13 protein-coding genes are annotated in these 20658 nt (G+C 47.5%); 11 read left to right on the top strand and 2 right to left on the bottom strand.

All coding sequences use genetic code 11. From position 1 onward, the window contains the following. The first annotated feature begins 17 nt into the window (after nt 1-17). From NST45_RS19540 to NST45_RS19505, 8 genes are read left to right on the top strand one after another with little or no spacing between them, the layout of a single operon-like run. Nucleotides 18-902 carry a carbohydrate ABC transporter permease gene (locus tag NST45_RS19540; protein ID WP_036675671.1) on the top strand — a complete coding sequence of 295 codons (885 nt, stop codon included), beginning with the start codon at nt 18-20 and terminating at the stop codon, nt 900-902. A gap of 34 nt (nt 903-936) precedes the next feature. After that, entirely contained in the window at nt 937-2523 is a 1587-nt protein-coding gene (locus tag NST45_RS19535; protein WP_076275353.1) for an extracellular solute-binding protein, read from the top strand. 51 nt (nt 2524-2574) lie between these two features. Then, a complete protein-coding gene (locus NST45_RS19530) occupies nt 2575-4989 on the top strand; it encodes a helix-turn-helix domain-containing protein (protein ID WP_080742433.1) in 2415 nt (804 codons plus the stop codon). A gap of 37 nt (nt 4990-5026) precedes the next feature. Beyond that, nucleotides 5027-7654, top strand: a complete 2628-nt coding sequence (locus tag NST45_RS19525) for a hypothetical protein (protein ID WP_052096872.1) — start codon at nt 5027-5029, stop codon at nt 7652-7654. Nucleotides 7655-7680: 26 nt separating this feature from the next. Next, a complete protein-coding gene (locus tag NST45_RS19520) occupies nt 7681-8388 on the top strand; it encodes a DUF1961 family protein (protein ID WP_244886440.1) in 708 nt (235 codons plus the stop codon). A gap of 21 nt (nt 8389-8409) precedes the next feature. Next, nucleotides 8410-9219 carry a polysaccharide deacetylase family protein gene (locus NST45_RS19515; RefSeq protein ID WP_038569480.1) on the top strand — a complete coding sequence of 270 codons (810 nt, stop codon included), beginning with the start codon at nt 8410-8412 and terminating at the stop codon, nt 9217-9219. A 27-nt stretch (nt 9220-9246) separates the two neighbouring features. Continuing rightward, entirely contained in the window at nt 9247-10518 is a 1272-nt protein-coding gene (locus tag NST45_RS19510; RefSeq protein ID WP_038569482.1) for an FG-GAP repeat protein, read from the top strand. A gap of 15 nt (nt 10519-10533) precedes the next feature. Continuing rightward, a complete protein-coding gene (locus tag NST45_RS19505) occupies nt 10534-12753 on the top strand; it encodes a glycoside hydrolase family 88 protein (RefSeq protein ID WP_176462569.1) in 2220 nt (739 codons plus the stop codon). Nucleotides 12754-13344: 591 nt separating this feature from the next. Here NST45_RS19505 and NST45_RS19500 read toward each other — a convergent pair. Beyond that, nucleotides 13345-14172: an AraC family transcriptional regulator gene (locus NST45_RS19500; RefSeq protein ID WP_339823572.1), complete on the bottom strand. Its 828-nt coding sequence runs from the start codon at nt 14170-14172 to the stop codon at nt 13345-13347. Between the two features lie 147 nt (nt 14173-14319). Between NST45_RS19500 and NST45_RS19495 the strand changes: the two genes are divergently transcribed. Continuing rightward, nucleotides 14320-15606, top strand: a complete 1287-nt coding sequence (locus tag NST45_RS19495; RefSeq protein ID WP_076141355.1) for a Gfo/Idh/MocA family oxidoreductase — start codon at nt 14320-14322, stop codon at nt 15604-15606. 192 nt (nt 15607-15798) lie between these two features. Here NST45_RS19495 and NST45_RS19490 read toward each other — a convergent pair whose 3' ends face one another. Then, the gene (locus tag NST45_RS19490; protein ID WP_339823568.1) at nt 15799-17061 is read right to left on the bottom strand and encodes a TraB/GumN family protein; all 1263 of its coding nucleotides are present in this window, start codon (nt 17059-17061) and stop codon (nt 15799-15801) included. A gap of 259 nt (nt 17062-17320) precedes the next feature. Here NST45_RS19490 and NST45_RS19485 point away from each other — a divergent pair, with 259 nt between their 5' ends. Both NST45_RS19485 and NST45_RS19480 read left to right on the top strand, forming a co-directional pair. Next, nucleotides 17321-18442, top strand: coding sequence for a glycoside hydrolase family 88 protein (locus NST45_RS19485; protein WP_339823565.1), 1122 nt, complete (start codon nt 17321-17323; stop codon nt 18440-18442). Further along, a complete protein-coding gene (locus tag NST45_RS19480) occupies nt 18432-20594 on the top strand; it encodes an alginate lyase family protein (RefSeq protein ID WP_339823562.1) in 2163 nt (720 codons plus the stop codon). Before NST45_RS19485 ends, NST45_RS19480 begins: the two co-directional genes overlap by 11 nt. The last annotated feature ends 64 nt before the right edge of the window (nt 20595-20658 follow it).

The following is a 20658-nucleotide window of genomic DNA, read 5'->3' as shown; positions in this document are numbered from 1 at the left end:
GAAGGGAGTAGCTTGCTGTGGCCAAACAATACAAGAGTACGGGTGGAACTGCATTTGATGTATTCAATTATATATTTTTAGGGATTATCGGAATCGTAGCGATTCTCCCTTTCCTCTTTGTGGTTTCGGGCTCCTTCGCTACAGATGCGGAAATTACTAAACGTGCCGTATTCCTGATCCCGACCACGATTTCATTTGACGCCTACCGATTTATCTTTTCAACAGATACGATTATGCGCAGTATAGGGGTTTCTATTTATGTTACGGTAATCGGAACTGTCGTTAATTTATTCTTCACGGTAACAATGGCTTATCCGATGGCAAAACGATATCTGATGGGCCGTAATTTGGTACTCAACCTTGTTATTTTTACGATGCTGTTCGGTGGAGGAATGATTCCAACCTATCTCGTCATTCGGGAACTGCATCTGCTTGATACGCTCAATTCTCTTATTTTACCGGGAGCAATTAGCGCCTTTAACCTGATTATTGTCAAAAACTTTTTTCAGGAGCTGCCTATAGAAATGGAAGAAGCGGCGCGTATTGATGGTTGTTCTGAGCTGGGCTTGTTGTGGAAGATAGTCCTTCCTTTATCCAAACCGGTTCTTGCTACATTTACGTTGTTCTATGCTGTGGGACATTGGAACAATTTCTTCTCGGCACTGCTCTACATTACGGATCCGACAAAATGGCCTTTGCAGGTGATGCTGCGACAGATCGTAATGTTGTCCCAATCTGCGGCTGGCGATATGAGTTCTATGGATCCGAGCTTTGTGCAGCCACCGGAGCAGTCGATTAAAATGGCGGTCATTGTAGTAGGTACTCTACCAATTTTATGTGTGTACCCATTTCTGCAAAAACATTTCGCTAAAGGGGTGATGCTGGGTTCTGTTAAAGGATAGCAAACTTAACTTATTCCAATTTGGAGGTATAATAATGGAAGCTAATCGTTCGGTAAAAAAGAAGCGCTGGTTGTTACTTTTACTTGTGGCTATGATGGTTACCACTGTTGTTGCAGGTTGCTCAGGTAATGAATCTGCAGGTTCTAACAGCAAAAGTGAGGGGAGTAGTAATACTGGAGAAGAGAAAAGCGAGTCCCCGCTGGATCTGACCCTCATGCTGCCGATATTCAAAACAAATTATCCGAAGGATGGCAGTCCGGTTGCTGCTGAACTGGAGAAACAGACCCACACAAAAATCCACTTTGAGTGGGTCCCGAACGCATCTTATGCAGATAAATTTAATATTACGCTAGCTTCTGGGAAGCTGCCGACTATTATCTACGTGGGGGATGTTAAGGCTTCTAGTTTTGTGAACGCTGCCAAATCGGGCGCATTCTGGGAAGTAGGGCCTTATCTTAAGGATTATCCGAATTTAAGCCAAGCGAACCCGGTTATTCTGAAAAACTCGGCTATTGATGGGAAGAATTACGGAATCTATCGGGGGCGTGTACTCGGCCGTAACGGTATGGTTTTCCGTAAGGATTGGCTGGAGAAGGTGGGGCTGCAAACACCGCAGACGGTAGATGATTTCTACAATATGCTGAAAGCGTTCAAGGAAAAAGATCCAGACGGCAATGGTAAAGAGGATACTTATGGCATGGTGCTGGTCAAATGGAGCGGCCAGTGGGCCAGCGGTTTTGATACCATTAAGTTATGGTTTGGAACACCGAATAAATGGGGCGTGCAAGATGGCAAGCTGGTGCCTGAGCATGAATATCCAGAATATTTGGAAGCGCTTAAGTTCATGAAGAAGCTGTATGATGAGAAATTGATCAACTCCGACTTCGCAGTTATGGATAGTGCCAAATGGACAGATCCGATCGTGAACAATAAGGCAGGAGTAATCGTCGATGTGGTCGATACAGGTGCCCGGGTGGATGATAAAATTCACGCTGCGCTAGAAAAAGAAGGCAAAGACGAACCGGATAAACATTATGTAGATGTAAGCGGGGGCGTAACAGGTACGGATGGCAAGCTACATACATTGCCGACCTCTGGTTTCTCGGGCATGCTGGCTATTCCAAAATCATCTGTGAAGAGCGAAGAAGAACTGAAACGGGTACTGGCTTTTCTAGATCAAATCAATAATCCGGAATTACAAACGATGTTAGGTTTTGGTTTGGAAGGTACTCACTACACTATGGTGGATGGTTTTATTGAACGCTCCAAAGACACTGTCCTTCTGGAGTCAGAAGTGGAAGGGTTAAACCAAATTCTGGCCTTTATACCTGAGGACAAATCCAAGACTGTAGCTCAGACACCGCTGCGGCTTAAACAAATCGAAGTTCAGAAAGCAAATGAAGCTTCGATCGTGGTTAATCCGGCAGAGGCCTTTATTTCCACAGTATATTCCCAAAAGGGTGCTCAACTTGACAATGTAATTAATGATGCACGCATAAAGTATATTGTAGGACAAATTGATGAAGCTGAATTGAAATCAGCATTTGATGTATGGAGAAAAACAGGTGGAGATGATTTAGTTAAGGAAATGAACGAGTTATACGCTAAGGCTGACCACTAGATCCTTCCTAGTGCTTTTATCCGGCTGGAAAGGATCTGAGGAGCAAAACGAATGTGGTTCGATTGCACTTCAAATTTATCTGATTCGGCTGGTGAGAGCATAGTGATGAGAAATGTGGCGAAATGGAAGCGTTATACAAAAGGCTGGTCAGGCTGTAAGGGCCGATATTATCGTAAAAATCTGATCATTATGCTGGTGGTGTCATCCATTCCGGGGTTTATTATTGGTGCGCTTGTCTACTGGATGGCAGGGGGACGCCTGGAGAGCGAGCTGCTGCAGATGCATAACAGGCAGATTGAACAGCGGGCGGCTAATATTGATGATCAACTGTCCAATCTGGAGCTGATGCTGGCACATTGGGCCTTTGATCCCAAGTTTGATTACAGCTTGAATGGCCTTGATTTTATTCAGGATCATGAGCGGGCTTGGGATATTACGAAGACACTCGTAGTGATGCAGGGCTCGAACACGATGACGAGTAACGTTGAACTCTATCTATCAGGAGATCATCCATTACTATTTAATCCCGAATATGGCACGATTGACTCCAGCGCGGTATCGGGTCAATATGACAAATTGATTGATACTGAACAAAGCACCTATTGGACGCAGTGGGCATTCGATCCCAATAAACCAAATGTCAAAGAATTAACGCTTGTCCATCATATTCCGGGCGGAAGCTTGAAGCCCTTCGGGGCTCTTTTGCTCCGCATGGATACGGAGAAAGTAGCTGCGATGCTACGAACTATGACACCTTATAATAGCGGCGAGACATTTTTGCTGCAGACGACGGGGGATTTGTACGTATCTGCTGGAGACAGTGCCGAGGATTCTCCCTTACTTACCGCATTGCATAATGAGATTGTGGAACGGGGCGCGAACCATGAGTCAAATCTTGAGTCCTCTTTTCTCTTCGACTGGGGTAAGGCTACATATGCAGTGACTTATGGTGAGTTTTCCCGACTCTCCGCAGATTGGCTCTATGTGTCCGCTTCACCGATAACCAGCATAACTTCACCTGTCGTCTTCATTTCGAGACTGATATTTTTAGTTAGCTTCAGTGCTTTGCTGCTGGCGGCGATTCTGTCTTGGTTTGCTTCCCGCAAAATCTATTCACCGATAGGACGTTTGCTGCAGACTTTGTTGCCTGACCAAGCGGCGGCTGCGAGTAGGGAGGATGAGTTTATTCTGATTGAACGGCATTGGCAGAACTTGCACGGGGAGAGCCATGCCCTGAAGTACACTCTTTCCGAGCAGCTTCCACATGTGAAGGAAAGCTTCCTGCATCAGCTGTTTCAGGGGTATTTATATTCTTATTCTGAGCAGGATCTGCAAAGCCGGATGCGGCGTTTTAAGTGGGAAGTAGAGGATTGTCATTATATTATTCTTTATATTCAGCTTACAGGCATCTCCAGCCAGGAGGGGAAGTTCCGCAACGGTGATGAAAGTCTTGTATCATTCGCCGCCGTCAATATTATCGGAGAATTGTCTGCCGAGCACTTTAAGCAGGCTGATATTATCAATTTCCATGATCTCACGGCAGGATTACTTCTTATCGAACCCGTTGCGAATCCATCGCTGGAAGCGGTGCAAGCCTTTAGCGAAGAACTGACAGGAACGATTAATCGCATGTTAAAAATGAGGGTAACAGTGGCGTTTAGTGCACCGGTTGGAAGGATATCCGGTATTCCGCTAGCGTTCGAGGCTGCGAAGCAAGCCGCTAGTTATCGCCAGTTTGGTGGTGAGAACCAGATTATTAATATGGAGCTACTGGATCGTGAGGGGCAAAGTACGCCTGAACCGCAATATTCGTTCACTTTGGAGCGCGGAATGATTCAGGCCCTGCGCACAGGAGAAGCGGAAGAGGCTTACCGGCTGTTGGAGGAATTTCTGGAGGCACTGTGTGCCAATGGGGCAAAAGTGATTGATGTGCAGCAGGGCATGCTTCATTTGTTAGGCAGTATTCAGCACGCCATTATGGTCTCAGGCATTCATCCAAACCAACTGTTCAAAGGGGCTAATCTGTACGCGGCACTGTCGCAAATTCATGAGCCGAAGCTTATCCTTGCCTGGTTTCAGGAAAAGGTAGTCGCACCGTATCTGACGGAGCTGAGCGAGCGTTCTGATGCCGGAATCAAACGGACGATTGAGCATGCCATGATGTATATCAATGAGCATTATATGGATAATATTTCGCTGGATGGATGTGCGGATTATACAGGGATCAGCCCATTTTTACTGAGTAAATCATTCAAACGGGTCACCGGGAAAAATTTCATTGATTATCTGACCGAATTGCGGCTTGATAAAGCCAAGGAGCTGCTGCGTGATACCTCGCTGCGAATTAACGATGTAGCTGAACAGGTGGGTTATCAGCATAGCTATTTTAACCGGATTTTTAAGAAACAAGAGGGAATAACCCCAAGCCGCTATAGAGAGCTAAGCCATAATAATGAAGCTCTTTAAAAGTAAGAGGACGTGCGGCGAAGAAGGTATAAAGGAGATGGTTGTTGTGCCTACGGCTCTGCCGATTAGCCTGCATTGGCTAAAAAAGCCCGCTATTGATGTGGGTGTTACCTGGGGGGTTCCTTGGAAAAAAGGAGCGCTCAACAGGGAATCGTTAAAGAATCTCTGCTTAAGTATGCCGAAGAACGAAAAGCTTGTGCCGCTGCAAAGCTGGCCGGCAGCTTTTTGGCCTGACGGGAGCATCAAATGGTCCACGCACTCGGCAGTAAACAAAAATTCGGATATTCAGCAGGATTCCTTAGCGACAATGACAATAAATCAAGCGGCTCCAGCTACGGAAATGACTGAGCGACTAACTGTGCAGGAAACAGAGGAAGCTTTCATTATAGATACAGGTGTTATTATTTGCACGGTTAACAAGCAGGGGAAGGGTCTTATCCGCAGTATTGTGCGCAGAAATCCGGCGGACACGGAAGGAACCGAAGTATGCAGTAATGGAGAGCTTGTATGTATACGTGAACAGAGAGATGAGGGTGCTGGCACCCTGAGCATACGTGAGGAGCGATTCACAGGACGAACGTTAAGTGCCATCCTTGAACAGGACGGACCTGTTCGCGCAGTGGTGAAGCTAGAGGGACTTCACCAAGCTTCACACAATGCTCGTGAGTGGCTTCCCTATACGTTACGTTTATATTTTTATGCTGGGCTGGAGTCTATTCGATTAGTTCATACGTTTCATTATGACGGTAATCCACAGCAGGATTTTATTAAAGGATTAGGAATAGAATTCACAGTGCCGCTGCATGGACCGCTTTACAACCGCCATGTTCGTTTTGCCGGAGATAGCGGCTTGTTTAGCGAGTCTCCTAAGACGTTGCATACACGGCGAACCAAAGGTAAGTACCGTGATTTATTCGTCGATCAGGTAGCAGGATGTGCTGTGAAATTTGATCCAGAAGAGGATGCCTATTTCCTTAGTTTATTGGATGACTCCGCGACTTGGGGCAGCTTTCGGCTGGTTCAAGATTCTTCCGAGCATTATGGGATCTGGAAGCGGACAGAGGATGGGTGCGCTTGGATCAAGGCAGCAGAAGGCCGCCGGGCAGGTGGGCTTGGTTATGTTGGAGCAGAGGGTGGAGGGCTAGCCGTCGGGATGAAGAATTTCTGGCGTAAGCATCCGGCAGGAATGGAGATTGGTTCCACTGCCACAGACGCGGCAGCTCTTACTGTCTGGTTCTGGTCACCTGATGCGGCAGCTATGGACTTGCGGCATTATGATACAAAAACACATGTGGAATCCTCGTATGAAGGTGCAGAAGAATTACGGGCCACTCCATTTGGTATCGCTAATACTAGCGAGCTAACATTCTGGTGTACGGCGCAGACTCCCGGGCCTGAATTGTTGCAGCGGATGCAGGCAGAAGCTGAAGAACCTTCATTGCTGGTTTGTGAACCAACTTATTATCATGAAGCGGGTGCTTTTGGTTTCTGGAGTTTGCCTGATCGGAGCACGCCAGCCAAGGTGTATCTGGAAGAGCGGCTGGACGGGATCATCTCCTTTTACAAGGAAGAGATCGAGCAGCGCAAATGGTACGGTTTTTGGGACTACGGAGATTTCATGCACAGCTACGATCCGGTCAGACATGTATGGAACTATGATCTCGGTGGCTGTGCCTGGCAGAATTCCGAGCTGGTGCCAAATATGTGGTTGTGGGTAACGTTTCTCCGGTCCGGGAGAGCGGATGTGTTCCGAATGGCCGAAGCTATGACCAGGCATACGAGTGAGGTAGATGTATATCATTTTGGCGAATACGCCGGACTAGGCTCGCGGCATAATGTCATCCACTGGGGCTGCGGCTGCAAAGAGGCTCGTATCGCTATGGCGGGTCTGCATCGCTACTATTATTATCTGACCGGAGACGAGCGGGTCGGCGATATTATGGACAGTGTAAAGGATGCTGATTATTCAACAGTTACTCTGGACCCGATGCGGGCGTATTTTCCGAAGGATGAATTCCCGACTCATGTTAGGGTGGGTCCGGACTGGGCAGCCTTTAGCTCTAATTGGATGACCCGCTGGGAGCGGTTCGAGGATACCGCTTATCGTGACAAGATTATAACAGGCATGGATTGCATCAAAAGGGCAAATTTACGGCTATTATCTGGTCCCACATATGGGTATGATCCGGCAACTGGCCTATTGTCGGGAATGGGCGACGATAACTGGGGGCGTCATCTAGCGATTAGCATGGGAGGTCCACAGGTGTGGTTCGAGCTGGCGGCAATGCTGGAGGACCCGGACTGGGAAGATATGCTGGCTGAGTTCGGCGTATTTTATAATTTGCCACAAGAAGAGAAGGACGCATTTACAGGAGGGTTGATTTCAGGAAAACTCCGTTTTGAGCATCCTGTACTCAGCGTAGCCATTGCGGCATATGGAGCATATTACCGCAAGGATCCGGCGACGGCAGAGCGGTGCTGGTCGATTTTACTGGAGAATCCGTTTGGTTGTGTGAATCTACAGGAGGAAGCTGATCGGGTCACTTATATGACTGAGTTAAATGAGATCGATTGGATGAATACAAATGAAGCCTCGCAGTGGTCTTTAAATACGATCATTGCCTTGGAATTAATCGGTAGTGCTATACCGGAACTCGCGAATTGAAGGCTTCATTGTGGGGGGAATGATTTATGGCTAGGCCGATGCAGGACACGGGTATAGGTGGTTTGATCCCTGAAGCATGGAAACCAATCTACCATAATCCCCTCGCTTCAACTAGTGATATCGCTGGATTCCAGATGGAGGGAGAGGGAACGGTTTCCTTCCCTTTGCAACGAATGAGATTAGAGAGTACTATCCATGCCGAGGCCGGACAACAAGCAAATGTCGTTCTCTGGTGTCCAGAGGAGTTCCCGGCAGACCTCGCCGTATCTTGGAATTTCCGCCCATTGTGTGAGCCGGGATTGGCGATATTGTTTATCGCGGCCAAAGGAGAGGGTGGGAAGGATTTATTTGATTCCACGCTTGCTCGCCGTACGGGTGAATATGATCAATACCATCACGGGCAGATAGACACGTATCATATCTCGTATTTTCGCAGGCGTTGGGTGGAAGAACGTGAATTTCACACCTGTAATTTGCGCAAAAGTTATGGTTTTCATCTGGTTGCGCAGGCAGCCGATCCGCTTCCGGACGTCAGCGACATGACTGAGCCCTACCGGATGTTAGTGGTGAAACGTGGCCCTATGCTGTCTTTTGCAATCAATGAACTGCCGATTTTTACATGGATAGATGATGGTGAAACCTATGGGCCGCTACTGACAGGCGGGAAAATTGGGTTCCGACAGATGGCACCCCTGATTGCTGAATACTCGAATCTGACGGTTTTTGGACAGTAATGCGAGGGAGGCTTCAGATTGATGTCTATTATATATTATTGTTACCCTGAGGGCAGACATAAGGCGCTTACGATGAGCTATGATGACGGCAGACGGGCTGACGAAAGATTGGTTGGACTATTTAACCGCCATGGGATTAGAGGAACATTTCATCTCAATTCTGGCCTGCTGGGTGAAGGTGATCGTATTACGGCAGATGAAATAACTGAGCTGTACCAGGGACATGAAGTATCTGTCCATACGCAACACCATCCGACGCTGGCCCGTTGTCCGCAGGAGCAAATCATCCATGAGATTATGGAGGATCGAAAATATTTTGAGACGCTGCTCCAGGTGCCGATACGGGGAATGTCTTATCCTAACGGTTCCTTTAACAAGGAGATAAAGAAGCTTTTGCCTCATTTAGGCATGGAATATGCCCGTGTGGTACAGACCACTGGCGGCGGCTTTGGGCTGCCGGAGGATTGGCTGGAATGGCGGGGGACTTGCCATCATAATGATCATTTGCTGGAGCATGCGGAGCAGTTCGTGAAGCTGCATAAACGGCAGTATTTATATCTGATGTATGTGTGGGGCCATAGTTATGAATTTGATAACGATAATAACTGGGAGCTGATGGAAAGCTTCTGTGAAGCAGTGGGAGGACTGGAGGAAATCTGGTACGCCACAAATATTGAACTCGTTCATTATATGAAGGCTTGTGAAGCCCTTATTTTCTCCGCTGCTAGGGATTTTGTATATAATCCGGGAGCGGTATCTGTCTGGCTGGAAATCGACGGTGTGATTATAGAAGTAGCAGGCGGACAAACCGTCCGTTTCCCTGAGATCTAATCGAAGAGAGAAGACAGGAGGATTCTAATGAGAACGAAGGACACACAATCAGTCTATCAGCTGGCAAAAGTAGATATTTCCGCTGCTGGTCCACGCTGTAAAATGCTTATTGGCGATCTGAATGGGGATGGACGTGCAGAAATGCTGCTGGTCCAGCCGGATAATCGCCAGGATGTTCGTTATATTCCCCATCAGGTGCAATGCCTGACCGCTTTTGATATGGATGGCAAGCTGCTGTGGCAGGTGGGCACACCCGATCCTGACGCTGGCAGCCAAGGCTCGGACTATCCAGCGCAAGTTTATGATATAGATGGTGATGGGTCGCTGGAAGTATTATGTGTAATGGATGGACGTTTTCATATTTTTGAAGGTTCAACAGGAACGGTTAAGTCCATATACGACTTACCTGCTGAACATGCACATGATTGTATTATCATTGCCAATCTAACAGGGCAAGAACATGCTTCCGACATCATTCTGAAGGACCGTTATCATCAACTGTGGGTCTTGGATAAGAATTTCAATTTATTATGGACGCATACAGGCAATGTAGGACATTATCCGTGGGTTCACGATCTTCATGGAAATGGACAGGATCAAGTGATGGCAGGTTATGATCTGCTTGATTCTAAAGGTAATTTATTATGGAGCTGCCACGATCTGGATGACCACGCGGACTGTATTTGGGTTGGCGATGTGAATGGAGATGGTTATCCTGAACTGGTTGTCGGCGGAAGCGTAACGGTGATGTATGACCGGGACGGGCAAGAGCTTTGGCGTTATGACGGTTCTATAGAGTCACAGCATCTGGCGTTAGGCCGATTCCGGCCCGAACTGCCTGGTCTTCAGGTTGCCGGGCTGGACCGAATGATCCGCGAAGATGACGGCAAAGGGCTGAAGGGCAAGGATGCGTTGTTTCTTCTAGACTGTAATGGCAAGGAACTGTGGAAAGAAGAACGCACAACCGACGGTTGGCTGACTATAGTGGAAGCTGTGAGCAACTGGCAAGTGGGTTCTCCGGATTATATTCTCGCGTACCGCCGGGGAGGCGGGGTATATCCTGCTTTGTACGATGGACATATGCAGGTTGTAGCTGAATTCAAGGAGGAAGGTTATGCCGTTCACGGCGATCTTCTGGGATGTGGCAGCGAACAGGTTGTAATTTATAATGATGAGTCAGCAACGGTATATTCAAGCGAGTGGATAGATATTAGTACCTGTGCCTCTGAGAAATCGTTACCTCAGCCTAAAAGATTGTACAGCTCGACGCTGTATCCCGGTGGAGAAATAACGGTGTGAAGGAGGATATGCTTAGTGAGTACTTATATTCCAGAATACTTTCCTGATCCTGATTGTATTGCCAAATATAATGGGGGCAAAATCGAAAATGTACTGGCCGCTGTGGCCAGCCGTTTTATCGGTGCCTATCCCCCGCAGCCTCCGGTTTACCGGGTACATTCACAGAGTGGTTTCAAACGGCTCCGCGACTGCCGTTACGATATGAATCTGGAAGAACGACTGCCGGAGCTAGAGGCAGGACAATTCGTATATGTATGGGGAAAGCTGTGGAGTGACAATGAGGTAGAAGCCCCTTTCTCAGTTAGTTGCTACAGTCCAGTTAAGGTTTACATAAATGGACGTCTGGTGTTTAGCTCCAATCTAAATGATGATGTGTTTCCGGACCGGAGGACGTTTTTTCGGGCGGGCATGGATAAAGGCTGGAACCATCTTGTGCTGGAGTATGTAGCAACAGGTACAGGTTGCGGAGGGGTTTTTGGAACGGGCAGCGTCAAAGGTGCACCGGTACACTTTCTTACTCCAACGGCGCAGTTAAGCGGTTGTGAAGGTTGGATTTATAGTGGACCCCAACAGACGTCTTGGGCAGCTTGGCTGGAAGCTGATTTCACTGAAGAGCAGATGACAGCTCGCTGCGCTTGGTTTCCGACGCCGCAATGGTCGCCACAGGAACAGGCAACTGGCAACTGTTCACGTATATTTGGGGAATTACTAGGAGCCAAGGCGTTTGCTTGGTGTAAGCTGGAAGTTAAGAGCCTACAGAAAGATGACATACGCCTGCAAGGTAGCTATCGTGGAATGGCTGAAATCTCTATCTATGTGAATGGGAAACTTGTAGCTGAGCACCAGAACGTGAACGGCACGCTGGATATCCAACTGGAGCTTGGTTATGGACTACATGATCTCGTCGTGGAGTCCGTCTGCGGAGAGGGGAATTGGGGATTTGAACTGGACGTACGGTCTGGTGGTGTTCAGAGTAGTCTCGTGCAACCTTATTCAGTTGAAGGATTAACTGATCCTTGGCTGTACCTTGGACTATTCACCTCGGGGACAGCGCCGAAAGTCTTAGAACTGACCTCTATGGATACTTTATTTGGGGAAGCGGATGAAGTAACCTTTTGGCGGGTGGACCAACCGAATAGCTGGGTTAGGCCTTATTTGGAGAGTGTTATGTTTGGGCGCTGGAATTACCCTCTAGGCGTAACCCTGTACGGATTGCTGAGAACAGGAGTAGAGCTTAAGGCCCCCCATTATGCCGAATATGCACAACACCATATTGAGCAATGTACAGGGCTGCACGAATATGCCTTATGGGACCTTGAACGTTATGGCGCTCCGGGCATCAATCATCAGCTGGCGCTGATGGATTCGCTGGACGACTGCGGATCCTTCGGGGCAACGATGCTGGAAGCAAATAAGCTTCGTCCACTACAGGGCGCACCGGAAGCTGCTGCTGAAATTGCCAATTACATTACTAAAGTGCAGAGCAGGCTGCCTGACGGAGCTCTGTATCGGACCAGTGGCACAGTTGATTTCATGCAGCAGACGATGTGGTGTGATGATCTGTATATGAGCACGCCTTTTCTAAGCAAATATTATAAATTGACCGGAAATGCGGCTTATCTTGATGATGCGGCGGCGCAGTTTTTACATTACAAGGAGCGGCTGTTCCAGCCGGAGCTTGGCATTATGCATCATGTATATGATTATAAGTTTAATAAACCCAATGGCGTGCCTTGGGGCAGAGGTAATGGTTGGGTGATTTTCTCGCTGACTGAGCTGCTTGAAGTTATGCCTGAGCAACATCCGTTGCGGGCTGATTTACTTGATTATTTCCGTGAGCTTAGTAAAGGCTATCTTAAGCTGCAAGATGAGCATGGCTTATGGCATCAAGTGTTGACGGATCCTGAGTCTTACGCGGAGGCTTCTTGTACCTCTATGTTTATTTATGCTTTTGCTAGAGGCGTCCGCTGCGGTTGGCTGCTGGAACCGGAGTCATACGTAACCTCTGCACTCCACGGCTGGAGCGGCTTAACCCGTCATTGTATTGACAAACAAGGCAATGTTTACGGTGTCTGCCGCGGTTCGGGTTATTCGTTTAACAAACTGTATTATAAAGATGAATTGACCTGGCAATTAAACGATACACATGGGATTGGCATCGTGCTGCTGGCCGGAATTGAGGTTCACAGGCTTGTACGAGATTTGGAAATGAAATCACATAACGAAGCAAAATGAATGGCATGATGAGGAATGAGACGACCGTATTAATCACAAAATGACAGCGGAGCAGCGATACTCCATTAGTGGGGATCGCTGCTCTTGTTATGCGTTACAGTGCTACCTAAACCCCCGAAACCCCGAAACCCCGAAACCCCGAAACCCCGAAACCCCGAAACCCCGAAACCCCGAAACCCCCCCCCCCCCCGAAACCGCAGATTACTCCTGCGAGACAAAGTTATGCGGACCCAGATGACGTTATTTGCAGATTTATTGCTTATTCGGCAGGGGTTCGGACTCCAGTGACGTTATTCCTTCGGAAACGCTCAATATAGGTAGCTTTTTATACCAATAGCGACTATGGGGTCCGATAAAATCCCAAAATAGCGATTATGCTGCGAATAAGGTCCACTGGGTCCGATAGCCTCATGAACTTTGTTCGCGCGAAAAGGTAATCTAGGGACGGGGTATTGTTGTTGCTCAGATGCCCCAGATGCTCCAGATGCCAGATGCTCCTGATGCCCCCGTATGCCCATGGCAGTTCACATAAGGTGCTTTTGATCGACGGAGCGGCTACATAGAGAATCGGTTGTGATTTCTAACTGTGGATCAGCGGTTTTGCTTGCGATATTGCAAAGGCGAGCGTTTAACGATTTGTTTAAACACACGCCCGAAGTGGGCGATGCTGTCAAAGCCGGTATCCTCGGCGATGTTCGTAACTTTAGCGTTGGTGCTCTGCAAGAGACGTTGGGCTTCCTTGATCCGAATGTAGTTTAGATATTCTACGATAGTGAAGCCAGTCGTTTGCTTGAACACACGGCAGAGATAGGTGCTGCTGATGAAAAAAGTTTCAGATAGCCGCTCTAATGTAAGCTTTTCAGCATAATGTACTTGTAAAAAATCGATAATTTCGTAGACTTTTAGCTGCTTCTCACTGCTCTCAGGGGCAATGGGCTCGCGGCTTATTTCCTGTATTCTGTTCATTTCAATAAATAGTTGGATGAGCAGCGTCTGAAGATAGGAGATTTGCTGTGTCCGTGGTTCTGTTTGTTCTTTTAGCATGCTGAAAAGAAGATATTCAATGGCACCCTGTTCATGTACTCCGGGCCGCAAAAGCAAGCTTTGTGTAGCCATAAATGGAAAATGCAGCTCGAAGTGCGCCAATGTCTTTTGCAGAAAGCTTTCCTCAAAGTTAATTAAGATCCGTTCATGGCTTGCAGAGCCTTTAGAGGTGGTACGATGGAGCTCGTTCTTGTTAATAAAAATCAGATCACCTTTACGCAAGGTGTAGATCAGATTGTTAATGTAATAACTGCGTTCCCCGGCGAGTAAATAATAGATTTCATAAGTATCGTGATAATGGTCGGAATCCATGCTGAATGGACCGGCTCTTTTTATTTGCTCAATTATAAAAGGAGGCTGAGGCTCCTGTTCCATGCTAAATCTGCTCCTTTCTGATAATGAAGATAATATATGCAAAGTTTTTGTTCTTTCTGCTAAGAATCGCTTAGATTAAGATATATTTTATACTATACACTATAAGAAGAAAACGCTTTTAAATTAATAAGTGATGGAGTGATCCTGATGTCCAACAAGAAATATGCTTTCGTAGGAACCGGCGGCCGAGCGGAGTTTTTTTATGGTGAGATCACTACGAATTATCGTGAAACCTCTGAGATTGTAGGCTTTTGTGATGTGAATGGAGCAAGAATGGATTATGCGAACCGTTTGCTGGAGGAAAAATATAAATATCAAGCGGTTCCTACCTATAAAGCTCATGAGTTTGACCGTATGATTGAGGAAACCAAACCTGACACGGTTATTGTCACGAGTATTGACCGCACGCATCATCGTTACATTATCCGGGCGATGGAGCTTGGCTGCGATGTTATTTCGGAGAAACCGATGACAGTGGATGAAGAGAAATGTCAGGAAATTCTTGAAGCGATTGAGCGGACTGGGAAAAAGCTGCGTGTGACCTTCAATTACCGCTATGCACCACACAACACCAAAATCCGTGAACTCATTATGGACGGCGCGATTGGAGAAGTGCTTTCCGTCAACTTCGAGTGGCTGCTGAATACGCAGCATGGGGCGGATTACTTCCGCAGATGGCACCGTGATAAACGGAACAGCGGAGGTCTCTTGGTTCATAAATCCACACATCATTTCGATTTGATGAATTTCTGGCTGGGTTCGCGCCCGGATACGATTTATGCGATGGGCGATCTAAGATTTTATGGCAGAGAAAACGCGGAGAAGCGCGGGGTGACTGAGTTTTATCAGCGTGCTCATGGAAGTAGCGCGGCAGAAAATGATCCGTTTGCCCTGCATCTTAAAGACAACGAGCAGTTAAAGCAGATGTATCTGGATACGGAGCATGAGGATGGTTACCTGCGTGATCAAAGTGTGTTCGGTGATAATATCAGCATTGAGGATACGATGGCGGTTATGGTCAAATACAAAAATAAGACGATTATGAATTATTCACTTAATGCTTATCTGCCTTGGGAGGGCTTCATTGTAGTATTTAATGGAACGAAGGGGCGGATGGAAGTAAAGGTCGTCGAACAGTCTTATGTAAATGCCGGAGGAAACAAGGAAGATGAAGGGGCGTTAAAAGACAAGCGGATCACGGTTTTCCCTCATTTCGCAGCACCTTATGAAGTGGAGATTGAAGAAGGAGTTGGGGGGCACGGGGGCGGAGATCCTGTGATGCTGCGTGATATTTTTGAACGTCCGCTAGAGGATCGCTTTAATCGTGCGGCTTCCCATGTGGACGGGGCGTTGTCTATTATGACCGGGATTGCGGCAAATCGTTCGATAGCTACTGGACTTCCAGTTAAGGTAGATCAGTTAATAAAATTGTAGTAGCCCGTTTATGAACAAGCGGCTTGGGGTTCGGAGGGTGCGTTTCTCCAGAATCCCGGAGGACCCTCCGCTCTGTCCGCACGTTAAGCCAACTTCTACTTTTAGATTGATCTAAAAAAAGTAAAATACAAGGCTGTCTCTTAGTCATCGTAGATGACTAAGAGGCAGCCTTGTTTATTTTAGCTAAAACAATTATTGTTTGACGACGTTAAAGCCATCTTTTTGCAATTGGGTCACGATACCATCGTCACCGAGCATATGCAGCGCACCAACGACGACAAGGTAAGTCGCTTTTTTATCACTATTCAAATATTCTTTTACATGCTTCACCATGTTGACGTTACGATCCGAAACCAGGCCCTTATAATACTCTGGCTCTTGCGCGACCGCTTTTGTCATTGCTACGAGCGACTGCTCATCACCTTGCATCCACATTTGGGATAGTGCATCCAGTGAAGCTGCTGCGGAAGTATTGTCCGTTTGATTGAGGCTGCCGAGTGTGTCGACAAGAAGCTTTTCTTGCAATCCATCTGAGAACTGGTCGAACATATTCAGCTGCAATTGTGTGTTTTCCAGCTCAATAATAGGTTTGTTCAGCTTGCCTGCTTTTTGTAAAAAATATAAATCAATGCCGGTATCCGCCGTATAACTTGTAACTTGCATCTGTAGACTTGAGACACCTTGGGTAACGACCCACGGTTTGAAGGAATCGAATGCATTTTCCGCCAGACCATTTGCTTTTAGCAGTTGAGTCACTTTGTTATAGGTATCTGCGGATACATGATCCTTGAGCTTGGTCCCATCTGTATAGGAGCCTTTTTCCAAAATAAACTTTTGGATCTCAGCTTGATCAATCTTAGAGATATCTACTTCGACACCTAAATATTGCGAGGCTTCAAAAGCAGCTTCAATCTCCGGACGCAGCGGGTACATTTTGTCGTTAGCCACATGGATAGAACCAAGCAGATAAACGGTGTTGCCTTTGTTCTCCACTTTCCATAAGAATCCGGTGCTTCCTGCAGCTTGAGTATTGGCCACAAAAGTGATGGTGCGCAGCGCTGGACTCCACTCCACTTTATAGCCGATCGTTTCTCCTATAAAGCGGACAGGAACATAGGTGACATTGTTGATGGTCTTAGGAGCCACCTCTAGTTTTTTCTTCTCCCCATTTACCGTTGCAGTTGTGCTGCCAATGGTCAGTGAGAGGGCCAGTCCATTTTTGGTCCCTGTTACGGTTTGGTTTTTTTTATTCCAATTAATATTTACATTAAGCTTCTCTAGCAGAGGACGCATAGGAACTAGGGTCGTTCCTTTTTCTACAACAGGGTTAGAATCGCCTAACTTTATTTCGGTTCCATCAATCCATACACCGACAGGCTTTTCAGCAGCATGCGCAGTGGTAAAGACAGACATAACCATGAAAATGGATAAAAATAATGCACCTAGCTTTTTCATTAATAGGACACTCCGTTTCTAAAAAAGAATGAAAGATGTAAGTCACTCTCTGATTTTAACGTATTTTCCCATAAACAGTTATACCTTTTGTTACTATATTGATTTGATGCCTATGATTGGAAAGTAAACTTACAGTGCTTCACGTCATTCAGAAGTCAAAATAATGCACATCAAAGCAAAAATCGCCCCTATTAGATCCTGTTCACTCTCCTTATCATGAAACGTAAGAAACGAAGAGCCTGAAGGGAGCAAGGAACTTATGTGGAGCAGTGCGATTGAAGATGCGATAGAGAAGGTACGTAAGAACATAGACCGGTTCGGGGGCAGTTTTCCTCATGTCAGCAGGAATGGAACTTATCAGCTCAATAACAACGACGACTGGACTAACGGATTTTGGAGCGGCATGTTGTGGTTGTGTTATGAATATACGCGGGATGACAGCTTCCGTATTGCGGCATCCCATACCGTAGAAGATTTCCGCCGCCGTTTCGCGGCAAAGACCGTGCTTGATCATCACGACATTGGCTTCCTGTATTCGTTATCCTCTAAAGCCCAGTGGATTATAGATAAAGACGAATCAGCGCGTCAACTGACATTGCAGGCGGCAGACCTGCTGCTGAAGCGCTGGCGTACAGCTGGCGGTTATATTCAGGCATGGGGACCGGAGGGGGATGCTCAGGAAGGCGGGCGCATCATTATTGATTGTCTGTTAAATCTTCCCCTTTTGTATTGGGCAGAAGAACAGACCGGTGATTCCGTATACAGGGAGGTGGCGGTCATGCAGGCGGAGAAAACGAGACGGTATCTGGTACGGGGAGATGACAGCTCTTACCATACGTTTTTCTTCGACCCGAAGACCGGAGAGCCGATTGGCGGCGCCACACACCAGGGTTTTACTAACGGATCGACCTGGACGCGCGGGCAGGCTTGGGGCGTTTACGGTTTTGCGTTATCATACCGCTATACCAAAGATCCGTTGTTTTTGGAAACGTCCAAGCGGATGGGCCGCTATTTTCTGGAGCATTTGCCACAGGATCATGTCGCTTACTGGGATTTTAATGCTCCGGTGTCTCCGGATACTTACCGGGATAGCTCGGCCTCTGCAATAGTAGCAGCCGGACTCCAGGAACTGCTGGAGCTAATGGATGGGGAGGATCCCGAACGGGCTTATTTTCAGCAGGGATTAGTGCAGTCGATGACTTCGCTTGTGCAGAACTATTCCACGCTCGGCGAAGAGGCGGAGGGGCTGCTGAAGCATGGTTCTTACCATGTGCGCGGCGATCTGTCTCCAGATGACTTCATGATCTGGGGAGATTATTTCTATCTCGAAGCATTGATGCGGCTGCAAAATGGCAACAAGGGGTACTGGTATGAACGCTGATGTCAGACAAATCTCCCCCTATGCCGTCTTTGCGCTGCTCGATCTTGAGTTGCCCGCTTTAGCTCTAGTGAAGAATGCGCTCAGCCAAGCTCGGCAGGACGATGCGCTGACTGAATTGCATCGGTATTTGACCCGCCGGACCACGCCGGGCTGGCGGATAGAGGATAACCGGAAGCAGCAGCTTATTGACTATGTGCAGCGCTATTGTGCAGACGAGCTGGAAGCTGTAATGAAGACAGCGGATGAAGTTGTGGAGCAGACGTTTCTCTTTCGTTTTCCCTGGGATATGGAGCGCAGCCGCATTCCGGTTACCTTTGAGGAAGAAATTGACTGGCGTCATGTTCCAGACAAGGATGTAGAATGGGCTTATATGCTGAATCGCCACCGCTACTGGGTGGCATTAGGACAAGCGTATACGATAACAGGTAAAGAGGATTATGCGAGAGCAGTTTGCTGCCAGCTTGAAGATTGGATAGACCGTAACCCCGTTCCAGACAAGCCTACGAATGATACGCTGACATGGCGCACAATTGAAACGGGCCTTCGCTGTGCTAACTGGATCAAAGCGTTGTCCTATATACAGGATAGTCCACTGCTCACACCGGCGCTGCTGGCCAAAGTGATGATATCTCTGCATGAACACGGCCAATATTTAGCTTTATCGTTTACGGGCTGGAAGAAGATCAGCAACTGGGGGGTGCTGGAGACTTGTGGTTTGTTCCAAACTGCGCTCTACTTCCCTGAGTTCACTAGCGCCAAAAACTGGCGACAACTCAGTAAGGAGAGACTGGGAGAGACAGCTCGAATTCAGATTATGGCGGACGGCATCCACTGGGAGCAATCGCCCACCTATCACCATGAGGTTTTGGTATGTTTTCTCGACTGCATCCGTTTAGCCCGATTGAATGGAGTGGAGCTTCAGGATGAGTTTCAGCAAAAGGTTCAGCAAATGGCTGCCGCTTCATTATATTGGGCCAAGCCGAATCACCGACAGCCGATGCTTGGCGATAGTGATGACAGCGATATCCGTTCGCTTTTGACTTATGCGGGCTGGTTATTTCAGGATGCTGTACTCCGCTTTGGCGGATACGATCAAATGGATTATGACAATGCCTGGTTGTTTGGGATAAATGGAGTTGAGGGCTACGAGCGGCTGAATGCGGAGCTACCACCAAACTTGTCACGCTCCTATGCACATTCCGGCCATTATGTGATGCGAACGGGCTGGGACGAGCAGGATTTGTACCTATATTTTCACTGCGGACCGCTTGGGGGTGGACATGGGCACGCGGATCTGCTACATTTCGATCTGTATGCCTATGGGCGGGATCTGCTTACCGATCTTGGCAGATACAACTATAGTGATCATACACCACTTAGAAAAGCGCTAAAAGAAAGCGCTGCCCATAATACGACCACTGTCGACGGAATTGGATTTACCGAAGTCACGGATACATGGTCCTTCTCTCAGATTGCGAAGCCAATGGGCTGCCAATGGATCAGCCATCCGGACTTTGATTATGTAGAGGGTAGCCACGACGGCTACCGTCATTGGGATGATCCGGTTTACCCGTTAAGGAGGATCCTATTTATTAAGCCTTTTTACTGGCTTTTGGTGGACAGCTTCAGTTCCCGGCAGGAGCATACATTTTCCCTGCATTTTCATTTTGCACCCGGAGCGGTTCAGATGGAAGATGGAACGCTAATATGCCGTACAAAAAATGAGCGGGAAGCCAATCTTTGTATCCTTCCTGTTCATGTTGAGGGTCTTCAGGGCAGGGTTGCTGCTGGGGTAATCTCCCGCGAATATAATCTGCTGGAACCCAATCAGTATGCTGTGTACTCCCGAAAGGGGAAAGGGACGGTCTCGATCATGCAGGTGCTGTACCCGCAGTCTTCGGGTGAGTTGTTCTGTCCGCTGGTCGAACAGGTGCCGATTTACCGCCATACAGGTGAACCGGTGGCTGCTGCACACGCGGAGGCCTGCCGCATCATCCTCCCCGAAAGGAATGAGGAGCATATTATCGTGATCAGCCACGAGATTCCATCCAGTCATTTAGATTCCTATGTAGTGGAAGGCGTACAAATTTTTGGAGAAGTAGTGCTTATTGTTTCTGCAGACGGTCAAAAGAAGGTCACGGTAATCAGATAATGTATGAATACTGGACAACGGGCTGATAGAATAAAAGAAAAGAGCATGAGAAAGGCGCGGAGAA

Source organism: Paenibacillus sp. FSL R7-0163 (assembly GCF_037969975.1).
Taxonomy (GTDB): Bacteria; Bacillota; Bacilli; order Paenibacillales; family Paenibacillaceae; genus Paenibacillus_AQ; species Paenibacillus_AQ odorifer.
The sequence above is the reverse complement of the archived record's forward strand: the minus strand, read 5'-3'. Positions and strand labels throughout refer to the sequence as shown.

Bases quoted from the DNA above. Each gene is read 5' to 3' on its own strand.
- NST45_RS19535 (WP_076275353.1), top strand. From the start codon at position 937: ATGGAAGCTAATCGTTCGGTAAAAAAGAAGCGCTGGTTGTTACTTTTA.
- NST45_RS19530 (WP_080742433.1), top strand. From the start codon at position 2,575: ATGTGGTTCGATTGCACTTCAAATTTATCTGATTCGGCTGGTGAGAGC.
- NST45_RS19525 (WP_052096872.1), top strand. From the start codon at position 5,027: ATGGTTGTTGTGCCTACGGCTCTGCCGATTAGCCTGCATTGGCTAAAA.
- NST45_RS19520 (WP_244886440.1), top strand. From the start codon at position 7,681: ATGGCTAGGCCGATGCAGGACACGGGTATAGGTGGTTTGATCCCTGAA.
- NST45_RS19515 (WP_038569480.1), top strand. From the start codon at position 8,410: ATGTCTATTATATATTATTGTTACCCTGAGGGCAGACATAAGGCGCTT.
- NST45_RS19510 (WP_038569482.1), top strand. From the start codon at position 9,247: ATGAGAACGAAGGACACACAATCAGTCTATCAGCTGGCAAAAGTAGAT.
- NST45_RS19500 (WP_339823572.1), bottom strand. From the start codon at position 14,172: ATGGAACAGGAGCCTCAGCCTCCTTTTATAATTGAGCAAATAAAAAGA.
- NST45_RS19495 (WP_076141355.1), top strand. From the start codon at position 14,320: ATGTCCAACAAGAAATATGCTTTCGTAGGAACCGGCGGCCGAGCGGAG.
- NST45_RS19490 (WP_339823568.1), bottom strand. From the start codon at position 17,061: ATGAAAAAGCTAGGTGCATTATTTTTATCCATTTTCATGGTTATGTCT.
- NST45_RS19485 (WP_339823565.1), top strand. From the start codon at position 17,321: ATGTGGAGCAGTGCGATTGAAGATGCGATAGAGAAGGTACGTAAGAAC.
- NST45_RS19480 (WP_339823562.1), top strand. From the start codon at position 18,432: ATGAACGCTGATGTCAGACAAATCTCCCCCTATGCCGTCTTTGCGCTG.